The organism is Rossellomorea sp. LJF3, assembly GCF_037046045.1.
In the GTDB taxonomy this organism is placed as follows: domain Bacteria; phylum Bacillota; class Bacilli; order Bacillales; family Bacillaceae_B; genus Rossellomorea.
This window is the reverse complement of sequence record NZ_JBANLY010000003.1, coordinates 177,397-189,298: the sequence shown is the minus strand read 5'-3', so window position 1 is coordinate 189,298 and position 11,902 is coordinate 177,397. Positions and strand designations below refer to the sequence as shown.

The 11,902-nt window shown below is 45.0% G+C and carries 10 protein-coding genes; all 10 read left to right on the top strand.

What is annotated here, in order from left to right; translation table 11 throughout:
* The first annotated feature begins 55 nt into the window (after positions 1-55).
* The 10 genes from sdaAB to smc all read left to right on the top strand — a co-directional run bounded on the left by sdaAB (position 56) and on the right by smc (position 11,894).
* Positions 56-718 carry an L-serine ammonia-lyase, iron-sulfur-dependent subunit beta gene (sdaAB, locus tag V8G47_RS04845; RefSeq protein ID WP_336199095.1) on the top strand — a complete coding sequence of 221 codons (663 nt, stop codon included), beginning with the start codon at positions 56-58 and terminating at the stop codon, positions 716-718.
* A 46-nt stretch (positions 719-764) separates the two neighbouring features.
* Positions 765-1,658, top strand: a complete 894-nt coding sequence (gene sdaAA, locus V8G47_RS04840; RefSeq protein ID WP_034755730.1) for an L-serine ammonia-lyase, iron-sulfur-dependent, subunit alpha — start codon at positions 765-767, stop codon at positions 1,656-1,658.
* On the top strand, positions 1,645-3,696 hold the full coding sequence (gene recG / locus V8G47_RS04835) for an ATP-dependent DNA helicase RecG (protein ID WP_336199094.1): 2,052 nt from the start codon (positions 1,645-1,647) through the stop codon (positions 3,694-3,696). The genes sdaAA and recG overlap by 14 nt, the downstream gene beginning before the upstream one ends.
* A 92-nt stretch (positions 3,697-3,788) precedes the next feature.
* Positions 3,789-4,370 carry a transcription factor FapR gene (fapR, locus tag V8G47_RS04830; protein WP_060669794.1) on the top strand — a complete coding sequence of 194 codons (582 nt, stop codon included), beginning with the start codon at positions 3,789-3,791 and terminating at the stop codon, positions 4,368-4,370.
* The gene (gene plsX / locus V8G47_RS04825; protein WP_336199093.1) at positions 4,371-5,360 is read left to right on the top strand and encodes a phosphate acyltransferase PlsX; all 990 of its coding nucleotides are present in this window, start codon (positions 4,371-4,373) and stop codon (positions 5,358-5,360) included.
* Between the two features lies 1 nt (position 5,361).
* The gene (gene fabD, locus V8G47_RS04820; protein ID WP_336199092.1) at positions 5,362-6,306 is read left to right on the top strand and encodes an ACP S-malonyltransferase; all 945 of its coding nucleotides are present in this window, start codon (positions 5,362-5,364) and stop codon (positions 6,304-6,306) included.
* Positions 6,307-7,050, top strand: a complete 744-nt coding sequence (gene fabG / locus V8G47_RS04815) for a 3-oxoacyl-[acyl-carrier-protein] reductase (protein WP_336199091.1) — start codon at positions 6,307-6,309, stop codon at positions 7,048-7,050.
* 94 nt (positions 7,051-7,144) lie between these two features.
* A complete protein-coding gene (acpP, locus tag V8G47_RS04810; RefSeq protein ID WP_034755712.1) occupies positions 7,145-7,378 on the top strand; it encodes an acyl carrier protein in 234 nt (77 codons plus the stop codon).
* 191 nt (positions 7,379-7,569) lie between these two features.
* Entirely contained in the window at positions 7,570-8,316 is a 747-nt protein-coding gene (gene rnc / locus V8G47_RS04805; RefSeq protein WP_034755710.1) for a ribonuclease III, read from the top strand.
* A gap of 11 nt (positions 8,317-8,327) precedes the next feature.
* Positions 8,328-11,894 (top strand): chromosome segregation protein SMC, encoded by a 3,567-nt coding sequence (smc, locus tag V8G47_RS04800; protein ID WP_336199090.1) that lies wholly within the window; start codon positions 8,328-8,330, stop codon positions 11,892-11,894.
* Positions 11,895-11,902 lie beyond the last annotated feature (8 nt).

Below are 11,902 nucleotides of genomic sequence, written 5' to 3'. Positions count from 1 at the left end.
TTCAATTATGTTAGAATGGTAGTAGGAATCGGATGTTAGGTAAGGGGGAAAAGGCATGAAATACAAAAGTGTATTTGATATTATCGGTCCTGTGATGATTGGACCATCCAGTTCTCATACGGCTGGTGCTGCCAGAATAGGAAGAATAGCGAGAAACCTGTTTCGCCGGGAACCAAAATGGGCGACAATCTCATTTTATGGGTCGTTTGCAAAAACGTATAAGGGCCATGGAACAGACGTAGCCATTGTAGGCGGAATCCTTGATTATGATACATATGATGAACGAATTATCGAATCGATCAATGTAGCTAAGGGAAAAGGGATAAAGATTAAATTTCAAGAAGAAGATGCCATCACGGATCATCCGAATACAGCCCGCATCCGTATGGGAGATGATCAAGGTGAAATCGAATTGGTCGGTATTTCAATTGGTGGAGGGAAAGTTGAAATCATTGAACTTAACGGCTTTGAACTCAAACTCTCCGGCCATCATCCCGCAATACTTGTAGTCCATGATGACCGGTTCGGAGCGATTGCATCTGTTTCCAATGTCATTGCCAAGCATCAACTGAATATTGGGCATATGGATGTGTCCCGGAAAGAAAAAGGACAAATGGCTTTGATGACCATCGAGGTAGACCAACCGATAGATGAAGCGGTGATAAACGAATTGACATCACTGCCGAACATTACACAAGTAACACGGATTTCTGATTAATCAATTACAATAATGATAGCGTTTACATAAAGAGGAGGTTATTTACATGTTTCGAAATGTTGCAGAATTGGTTGAACTTGCAGAAAGTCAGAACAAGAAGATTTCTGACATTATGATCGAACAGGAAATTGAGTTTACGGGAAAAACATTTGAACAGGTTTATAGTCAGATGGAGAAGAACCTGGAAGTGATGGAACAGGCAGTGGCAAGGGGCCTCGAAGGTGTCAAGTCCCATTCAGGACTTACTGGCGGCGATGCCGTATTATTACAGAAATACATTGATTCAGGTCGTTCCCTGTGTGGTGATACGATATTGGATGCAGTGAGTAAAGCCGTGGCAACGAACGAAGTGAATGCTGCGATGGGAACGATTTGTGCCACACCAACTGCAGGATCTGCCGGAGTGGTTCCCGGGACACTGTTTGCTGTCAAGAATAAGTTGAATCCAACTAAAGATGAGATGATCCGCTTTTTATTTGCATCCGGTGCCTTTGGTTTCGTGGTGGCGAATAACGCTTCCATCTCAGGTGCTGCTGGAGGCTGTCAGGCAGAGGTGGGATCTGCAAGCGGGATGGCTGCGGCTGCCATCGTCGAGATGGCCGGTGGGACCCCTGGTCAATCAGCAGAAGCCATGGCAATCACATTGAAGAACATGCTTGGTCTGGTATGTGATCCTGTTGCGGGACTGGTGGAAGTACCTTGCGTGAAACGGAATGCTATGGGAGCTGCCAATGCCATGGTTGCGGCGGATATGGCACTTGCAGGTATTACGAGCCGCATCCCATGTGATGAAGTGATTGATGCAATGTACAAAATCGGTCAAACCATGCCGGTAGCTCTTCGTGAAACGGCTCAAGGGGGACTGGCGGCTACGCCGACAGGCAGAGAGCTTGAAGCGAAAATCTTTGGGGTTTCCCTGAATAAACGTGAAGACTCGTAATGAAGGACTGACAATCCAGAACGTTAAGGGGATTGGTGAAGAAACAGCTTTACAGCTGAATGCAATGGGGATACATTCCGTTCTGGATCTGTTGGAATATCTGCCTTACCGCTATGAGGATTATCGGCTTAGGGACCTTGAAGAGGTAGCCCATGATGAACGTGTCACGGTTGAGGGGAAAGTGCATTCGGAACCCGCACTGATGTTTTACGGGAGAAAGAAATCCCGTTTGACCCTGCGGATTCTCGTAGGGAGGAATCTGGTTCAAGCGGTATTTTTCAATCAGCCTTACTTGAAAAAGAAAATCAATCTTCATGATACGGTGACGGTGACCGGGAAATGGGATAAAAACAGGCAAATCATTACGGTTCAGTATTTTCAGTCGGGCCCTCATGATAAACAGGGGGATTTTGAACCTGTATATTCCTTGAAAGGCACAGTGAAAAACAATACACTCAGGAAATTCATCAAGAAGGCTTTCAGTGATTACGGTCATTTGATTCAAGAGAACCTTCCGGGTCATTTAATGGAAAAGTATAAGCTTTCAAGTCGGAAAGATGCTCTGTATCATCTTCACTTTCCTGATTCCACCGAAGATATGAAGCAGGCAAGAAGACGGTTTGTTTATGAAGAATTCCTGTTGTTTCAGTTGAAGATGCAGGCCCTGAGAAAGTTTGAGCGGGAGCACTCAAGCGGCATGCCTCAACATTATGACTTGGAAAAAGTCAAATCATTCATTGATTCTTTGCCATTTCCATTGACGGATGCGCAAAAGCGGGTGGTGAATGAGATTTCAGCAGATATGAAATCTCCTTATCGTATGAATCGCCTTCTCCAAGGGGATGTTGGATCCGGTAAGACAGTCGTATCCGCCATTGCGCTGTATTCAAGTGTAACAGCGGGTTATCAGGGAGCATTAATGGTCCCGACGGAAATACTGGCAGAACAGCATGCGAATTCCCTCATTGAACTGCTGGGACCGATGGGGCTTTCCGTTGCCCTTCTAACCAGCTCTGTAAAAGGCAAGAAGCGTCGTCTTTTATTGGATAAACTGAAAGAGGGAGAGATTGATATTCTCATTGGTACCCATGCCCTCATACAGGATGAAGTCGAATTCAAGCATCTGGGCCTCGTCGTCACCGATGAACAGCACAGGTTTGGTGTCAACCAGAGAAGGGTCCTCAGGGAAAAAGGGGAAAGTCCTGATGTATTATTCATGACAGCAACCCCCATTCCGAGAACACTTGCCATCACCGTATTTGGTGAGATGGATGTGAGTATCATCGATCAAATGCCTGCGGGAAGGAAGTCGATTGAAACCTATTGGGCGAAAGCGGATATGCTATCCAGGGTCCTTTCGTTTATGGATAAGGAGTTAGACCAGGGACGCCAGGCTTATGTGATTTGTCCATTGATCGAGGAGTCTGACAAACTGGATGTGCAAAATGCCATCGATGTGTATAATCAATTGGTTCACTACTTTGAAGGACGTTACAAAGTCGGTCTGATGCACGGGAGACTCCGCCCCGAGGATAAGGATGGAGTCATGAGGGAATTCAGCGCGAACCACCTTCAAGTGCTTGTTTCCACCACGGTGGTTGAGGTTGGAGTGAACGTGCCCAATGCTACCTTCATGCTCATCTATGATGCGGAACGGTTCGGGTTGAGTCAGCTTCATCAACTGAGAGGAAGGGTAGGACGTGGAGAACATCAATCGTATTGTATCCTCCTTGCGGAACCGAAGACCGAGGTCGGGAAAGAGCGCATGAAAATCATGACAGAAACGAATGATGGCTTTGTCCTTAGTGAAAAAGATCTCGAACTGAGGGGTCCAGGTGACTTCTTCGGCAGAAAGCAGAGTGGACTCCCGGAGTTTAAGGTCGCAGATATGGTACACGACTACCGTGCGCTGGAAGTAGCAAGGGACGATGCTCAAGCTTTGATCGCATCGGCTCAATTCTGGAGTGATCCAGAGTTTGAACCGCTCAGGGAGTATTTATCCGGGTCGGGAATATTAGAGGGCGAAAAGCTGGACTAGAAAGGCAGATTGTGAGATTATTTCTTGCAATCTGCTTTTTTAGATTATATACTACTATTAGTACCTAGTACTAATACTGGACGGTGTTAAAATTGAGACTTTCGAAAAAAGAAAGACAGGGAAACCTTACTGACACAATCAAAGTAAATCCTTTTATAACAGATGAAGAATTGGCAGAACGGTTTCGGGTAAGCGTCCAGACAATCCGGTTGGACCGAATGGAATTGTCGATACCCGAGCTTCGTGAACGAATTAAGTACGTTGCAGAGAAATCGTTTGAAGACGAAGTGAAGTCGTTGCCTATTGAAGAGATTATTGGAGAAATTATTGATATAGAGCTGGATCAAAGTGCGATATCCATTTTTGATGTGAAGCGGGAACATGTGTTCATCAGGAATGGGATTGCGAGAGGGCACCACTTGTTTGCTCAGGCAAATTCCCTTGCAGTGGCTGTCATAAATGACGACTTGGCATTAACTGCGAAGTCAAATATCCGTTTTACCCGACCCGTAAAGGAAGGGGAACGGGTGGTCGCGAAAGCGAAAGTGATACATATGAAAGATCAAAAAGACCGAACAACGGTAGAAGTTCAAAGTTTAGTCGGTGGTGAGCTCGTGTTTACCGGTGAATTTGAAATGTATCGCTCTAAAAAATCTGTAAAGGATGAAGAGTAGATGAAGTTAGCCGTTGATGCAATGGGCGGAGACCACGCCCCGAAAGAAATCGTTCTTGGAGTAAAGCGGGCATTACGTGAATTCAATGATATTGAAGTGCTTTTATACGGGGATGAAAAGCAGATCAGTCAGTATATCACCCCGGAAGATCGCCTGACGATCATCCACACCGATGAAGTGATCGAAGGTACGGATGAACCTGTCAGAGCGGTGAAGCGAAAGAAGAATGCTTCGATGGTCCTCATGGCCCAAGCCGTGAAAAATGGGGAAGCGGATGCCTGTATTTCAGCAGGCAATACGGGTGCCCTAATGACGGCAGGATTGTTCATTGTAGGGAGAATTGACGGGATTGAGCGGCCGGCTTTGGCACCGACCCTTCCGACACTTGATGGAAAAGGGTTCCTTATGCTTGATCTTGGGGCAAATGTCGATGCGAAACCTGAGCATCTTGCACAATACGCAGTCATGGGAAGCATTTATTCCGAGAAAGTGAGAGGGATCAGTAATCCTCGTGTGGGCTTATTGAACATTGGAACGGAAGATAAAAAGGGAAATGAATTAACAAAGAAAACGTTCCAATTATTAAATAACCTGCCTATCAATTTTGTAGGGAATGTAGAGTCCAGAGACCTGCTGGACGGACCGGCCGATGTTGTCGTAACGGATGGTTTTACCGGGAATATGGTACTGAAGACCATAGAGGGGACCGCCCTGTCCGTCTTCTCCATGTTGAAAAAAACGTTCACGTCTTCAACGAAAAACAAACTTGCGGCAGGACTGGTGAAGAATGACCTGAAGCAATTAAAGAACATGCTCGATTATACAGAGTACGGTGGGGCTGGCCTGTTCGGACTAAAGGCACCTGTCATCAAAGCCCATGGTTCTTCCAATGAAGTGGCTCTGTACAATGCCATGAGACAAGCAAGGGAAATGGTGAAGCACGACGTTTCCAACACTATAAAAGATGCTATTAATGGGAGTGTGGAATAATATGAGTAAAATCGCATTTATCTTTCCCGGGCAAGGTTCCCAAACGGTGGGGATGGGGAAAGAATTAGCCGGGCAATATCCTGATGTGGAATCCTATTTCAGTAAAGCCGATGAACGTTTGGACACCAAGCTTTCAACGATTATCTTTGAAGGTCCCCAGGAAGAACTTACCCAGACAACGAACGCTCAGCCGGCCCTCCTGACCACGAGCATGGCCATCCTGGCCCGCTTGAAAGCCGAGGGGATTACGGCAGATTATACAGCAGGTCACAGCTTAGGGGAATATTCTGCCCTGGTGGCTGCAGGTGCCATCGGATTTGAAGATGCTGTGTATACCGTTCGTAAAAGAGGGGAATTCATGGAAGAAGCAGTACCAAGCGGAGAAGGAACGATGGCGGCCGTCCTTGGTTTGGGCAGGGAGTCATTGAAAGAAGTGACAGACCTCGTGACAGAAGAAGGGCATCCCGTTGGACTCGCAAACTTGAATTGCCCGGGTCAGATTGTCATCTCAGGTACGGTGCGTGGAGTGGAGCTCTCTTCAGAGAAAGCGAAGGAAGCCGGAGCGAAGCGGGTCATCCCACTTCAGGTAAGTGGTCCTTTCCATTCCCAATTGATGAAGCCGGCTGCCGAAAAGTTCGTTTCAATCCTGGATTCGATTACGATCAAAGACGCAGAAGTACCCGTCATTGCGAATGTGACTGCAGAGCCTGTAACAGGACATGAAGAAATCAAGCGTTTATTAATTGAACAATTGTACTCCCCTGTACAATGGGAAGATACTGTCGAGAAGCTTCTTGAATTAGGTGTGGATACATTCATCGAAGTGGGACCAGGTAAAGTCCTTTCAGGTTTAGTGAAAAAAGTGAACAGACGTGTGAAGACATATGCTGTTCAAGATGAAGCATCCTTACAACAAACCATTCAAGCACTGAAGGAGGAAGCTTAAATGAATTTAGAAGGTAAAGTGGCACTGGTGACAGGAGCATCCCGTGGAATCGGACGGGAAATCGCTCTTGAACTTGCCCGTGAAGGTTGTAATGTCGCCGTGAATTACGCAGGTAGTGAGGCGAAAGCAAACGAAGTCGTGGATGAAATCAAGAGTATGGGCAGAGAAGCGATTGCCGTACAATGTAATGTATCGGATGCTGAAGGTGTTCAGGCAATGGTCAAGGAAACGATCGGCGAATTTGGTTCCATCGATATCCTTGTGAACAATGCGGGCATCACCAAAGATAATCTGTTGATGAGAATGAAAGAAACAGAATGGGATGATGTCATCAACATCAATCTGAAAGGTGTATTCCTGTGTACGAAGGCCGTTACACGTCAAATGATGAAACAAAGAAGTGGCCGGATCATCAATATTTCATCCATCGTCGGAGTGAGCGGGAATCCAGGACAAGCAAACTATGTAGCAGCCAAATCGGGTGTGATCGGTTTGACGAAAACGACAGCGAGAGAACTTGCTCCCCGTGGAATCACTGTGAATGCCGTTGCCCCTGGTTTCATTTCGACGGATATGACCGATCAGCTTCCTGAAGATGTACGAAGTGAAATGTTAAAACAAATCCCGTTAAGCCGTTTTGGCGCTCCCGGGGATATAGCGAAAGTAGTGACATTTGTTGCATCCGATTCCGCATCGTATATGACTGGGCAAACGCTCCATATTGACGGCGGAATGGTCATGTAATGGGAAAAATGAAATAATTTATTCATCGTTTTCATGTATACTCTTTTCATTAGAGGTGGAAATGCTCTATAATACTTGAGGGGAGGTGACAAAAATGGCAGAAGTATTAGATCGTGTAACAAAAATTATCGTTGATCGTCTAGGTGTAGATGAATCTCAAGTAACTCTTGAAGCTTCTTTCAAAGAAGATCTAGGAGCTGACTCCCTTGATGTAGTTGAGCTGGTTATGGAACTTGAAGATGAATTTGACATGGAAATTTCTGACGATGATGCTGAAAAAATCGGCACAGTAGGTGATGCTGTGAACTACATACAAGCAAAGGCTTAATCGTTAGATTGAATAGAGAGGTGGGCGATCCATCTTATATTCTAACCATTTGAAACTTGGTAGGGGTTCAACCCCTACCAAGTTTATTTGTGTTCTAACTTCATTGTTCAAGAAATTTTTGCGTAAATGATTTTTTTAGAATAAACTTGATAGGTATACAATGAGAACATATTAGCAAGGTGGAGTGCCTGATGCGGAAGCAAAACAGAAGTAATGGATTATCTAAACATAAAAATGATTTGAAATTCAAGACATTTCAAAATCAAATGGGAATTCAATTTAAAGATGAAAAACTCCTTAAACAAGCTTTTACTCATTCATCCTATGTGAATGAGCATCGTCGAAAACCATATGAAGATAATGAACGCTTAGAATTTCTCGGGGACGCCGTTCTGGAATTAACGGTATCTCAATTTCTTTTCAAGAAATACCCCATGATGAGTGAAGGGGAACTTACCAAGTTAAGGGCTGCCATCGTATGCGAACCTTCCCTGGTGAAGTTCTCGATTGAACTGAATTTCGGTGAGCTCATCCTATTGGGTAAGGGTGAAGAAATGACGGGGGGACGTGAGAGACCGGCTTTACTCGCCGATGTCTTTGAAGCGTTTATCGGGGCGGTATACTTGGATCAAGGATTAGAAACAGTCATCTCTGTCCTTGAAAAAGTAGTCTACCCAAAAATCAATGTCGGTGCTTTTTCTCATGTGATGGATTATAAGAGTCAGTTACAAGAGCTGGTTCAAAGGGGCAGTGCAGGAATGATCGAATATAGTATCCTGGAAGAAAGCGGCCCTGCCCACAATCGTCAGTTCATTTCAAGAGTGAGCTTAAATGATGAAGAGTTGGGCATTGGAAATGGCCGGTCAAAAAAAGAGGCTGAACAAAAAGCCGCACAGAAAGCTCTGGAAAAGTTAAAACAAAAGCTGGACGCGAAATAGGGGGAAAGAAGATGTTCCTCAAACAACTAGAAGTAATGGGGTTTAAATCTTTTGCAGAAAGAATATCCGTGGAGTTTGTCCCGGGTGTCACGGCTGTCGTTGGACCAAACGGCAGCGGGAAAAGCAATATTATAGACGCAATCAGGTGGGTGCTTGGTGAACAATCAGCAAAAAGCCTGCGTGGGTCGAAAATGGAAGACGTCATTTTTGCCGGAAGCGATTCAAGGAAAGCCCTCAATATAGCGGAAGTGACCCTTGTCTTGGATAACGAAGACGGTGCACTGCCCATCGATTATAGTGAGGTCAGTGTCACAAGGAGAGTCTACCGTTCGGGAGATAGTGAATATCTACTGAATAAACAGCCATGCAGGTTGAAAGATATCATTGAACTGTTCATGGATTCAGGGTTAGGAAAAGAAGCTTTCTCGATTATCAGTCAGGGAAAAGTGGAAGAAATCCTGAACAGTAAGCCGGAAGAAAGAAGAACCATCTTCGAAGAGGCTGCCGGTGTATTGAAGTATAAATCACGGAAGAAAAAAGCTGAAAACAAGTTATTTGAAACACAAGAAAATCTTAATCGTGTGAATGATATCCTTCATGAATTGGAAGGGCAGGTGGAACCCCTCAAGCTCCAGGCTTCCATGGCCCGTGATTATCTGGAGAAGAAAGAGGAGCTGGAGAAGTTCGAAGTCGCTTTGACTGTGTATGATATTGAGGACTTACATAAGCAGTGGGAAAAGCTGAGTGGAGAATTCGAACAGCATGGACAAGAAGAATTGGTCCTTTCCTCTCGCATTCAGAAGAAAGAAGCGGTCCTGACACAAACAAGGGATAAAATTGCGGCGCTCGATGAGTCGATTTCAAACCTACAGGAAGTGCTCCTTTCCACAAGTGAAGAATTAGAGAAACTTGAGGGTAGAAAGCAAGTACTGGTAGAGCGGAAGAAAAATTCGTCCACCAATGAATCACAGTTGAAGCAATCGATTGAAGAAGCTGAAAATCAAATCGAACGTTTAGTTTCCGAAAAAGAAAAAGCAGAACGCGACTTCAAAAGGATCGATTCTGAAGTGTCCGGGTTAAAAGAACTCCTTGTCACGAAGCAGAATCAATTCAAGCACTATAACGAAAACATTGAAGATGTGATTGAATCATTTAAAAGTGATTACATTGAAAAGCTCAATCAACAGGCTTCTGCAAAAAATGAAATCCAGTATCTCAAACAGCAGCTGGAACAGCAATCCAGTCGCAGCGGTCGATTAGAAGCGGAAAATGAAAAGTATGTTTCTCAACGTGAAGACTTGCATTTGCGTCACAGGGAACGATCGAAAGAACTTCAATTGCAAAAAGAACAGATCGATGAGCACATCTACTTGTATCGTGAGGAACAAAAGAAGCTTGAATCCGTGAAATCCAAATATGAAAAGCAGGAGAAAACCCTTTATCAGGCATTTCAATTCCTGCAACACGCGAAGTCCAGGAAAGAAATGCTCGAAGAAATGGAAGAAGACTATTCAGGTTTCTTCCAGGGGGTAAAAGAGGTCCTGAAAGAGCGTTCGGGTCAGTTAACAGGTATTCAAGGGGCGGTAGCGGAGCTTATAACGGTTCCTAAATCATATGAAACGGCTATGGAAACGGCTCTGGCTGCTTCGATGCAGCATATCGTAGTCGATACAGAAGAAGACGGCCGTAAAGCCATTGCCTTTTTGAAGAAACATCAATATGGTCGTGCCACGTTCCTGCCGATGAACGTAATCAAAGGGAAATCCATACCTGAAAGCCAAAAGAATATGCTGAAAGGCCATCCTTCCTTTGTAGGCGTGGGAGCTGATCTGTTGCATTTTGATGATCGCTTTCAAATGGTGATTTCAAGCCTTGTGGGAAATGTCATCATCGCAAAGGATCTAAAGGGTGCGAACGAAATTGCGAAGCTTGTTCAATATCGTTATCGACTGGTTACGCTGGATGGAGACGTAGTCAATCCCGGGGGATCCATGTCCGGAGGTACCGTGAGACAGAAGAAAAATTCCCTTCTTTCAAGAAAAGCGGAACTGGAAGAGATGAAAGAAAAGCTTTCCAGTATGGAAGTTCAGACTGAACAGCTTCAAGCCCAAGTAAAATCACTTAAAGAAGAAAGCAGTTTTCGTGAAAAGAAACTGGAAGAATTGAGAGTGAAGGGGGAGAGATTGCGTCTCAAGGAACAGGAACTCCTCTCCCAACTTCGTGAAATTGAACTTTCCCAGCAGAATCTGGATGAAAGACTGTCCCTGTATGACCTTGAGAAAAAGGATTTTACGTCAATCAAAGAAAAACATGATTCCAGAACGAAAGAATTGGAAGCTTCTCTCAAGAAGATAGGGGAAGAGGTTATCCAGCTTGATCAAAAGATTAATGAGCTGACTCTACAGAAAAATAGTGAACGAACGTCCAAAGACGCTTTGTTGAATGAAATCAGTGACATTAAAGCGAATCTTGCCGCGCGGAATGAACAGCTGGTTAACAGCCGACAGCAGCTGAACCGGGTGCAGGATACGATGGCTGAGACAACCAGGCGAAAGATAAGTCTCCAGGATGACCTGGAATGGCTGCAGACAGAAATGAAGGATAACTTCTCGGGTGAAGAGCAGCTTGGAATCAAAGCAGAAGAGTGTGCTGTGCAAAAGGAAGAAACGTCCAAGTTGATCGCTGTACGCCGGGACGAGCGCTCCAGCCTTCAACATACCATCGATGATGAGGAGTTGGAGTTGAAAGAATTGAAGCGTCTGCATAAAGGATTGGTCGGTGCTCTCAGGGATGAGGAAGTGAAAATCAATCGTCTTGATGTAGAACTCGAGAACCGTCTTGATCATTTGCGGGATGAATATATGCTTTCGTTTGAAGCAGCAAAAGAGGACTACCCCCTTTCCATTGAGGTGGAAGAGGCAAGGAAAAAAGTGAAACTGGTGAAATTAGCTCTGGAAGAGCTCGGGACCGTCAATCTGGGTGCGATTGATGAATATGAACGAGTGAAGGAAAGATACGAATTCTTAGTTGACCAGAAGAATGACCTGACGGAAGCGAAGGACACTCTGTACCTGGTCATTAATGAAATGGACAGCGAAATGATCAAACGTTTTGATCAAACCTTCACCAGCATACAAGAGGAATTTGAAGGTGTATTCAAAGCCTTGTTTGGCGGTGGAAGAGCAGAGTTGAAACTGACCGATCCGTCTGATCTGCTTCACACCGGTGTGGATATAGTGGCGCAGCCGCCTGGAAAGAAGCTGCAGAATCTCGGGCTTATGTCAGGTGGGGAACGGGCTCTGACGGCCATTGCCCTGCTGTTTTCCATTCTGAAGATCCGCCCTGTCCCATTCTGTATACTGGATGAAGTGGAAGCGGCCCTGGATGAAGCGAATGTGCAGAGATTCAGTCAATATTTAAAGAAATTCAGTGATGAAACACAATTCATTGTCATCACCCATCGTAAAGGTACCATGGAAGAAGCCCATGTATTGTACGGGGTCACGATGCAGGAATCCGGAGTGTCTAAACTGGTATCAGTCAGACTACAGGAAACAAAGGAACTACTTGAAACTTAAATAAGGGT

Coding starts and splice junctions, on each gene's coding strand:
- fabG (WP_336199091.1), top strand. CDS start 6,307: ATGAATTTAGAAGGTAAAGTGGCACTGGTGACAGGAGCATCCCGTGGA.
- acpP (WP_034755712.1), top strand. CDS start 7,145: ATGGCAGAAGTATTAGATCGTGTAACAAAAATTATCGTTGATCGTCTA.
- plsX (WP_336199093.1), top strand. CDS start 4,371: ATGAAGTTAGCCGTTGATGCAATGGGCGGAGACCACGCCCCGAAAGAA.
- sdaAB (WP_336199095.1), top strand. CDS start 56: ATGAAATACAAAAGTGTATTTGATATTATCGGTCCTGTGATGATTGGA.
- sdaAA (WP_034755730.1), top strand. CDS start 765: ATGTTTCGAAATGTTGCAGAATTGGTTGAACTTGCAGAAAGTCAGAAC.
- smc (WP_336199090.1), top strand. CDS start 8,328: ATGTTCCTCAAACAACTAGAAGTAATGGGGTTTAAATCTTTTGCAGAA.
- rnc (WP_034755710.1), top strand. CDS start 7,570: ATGCGGAAGCAAAACAGAAGTAATGGATTATCTAAACATAAAAATGAT.
- fabD (WP_336199092.1), top strand. CDS start 5,362: ATGAGTAAAATCGCATTTATCTTTCCCGGGCAAGGTTCCCAAACGGTG.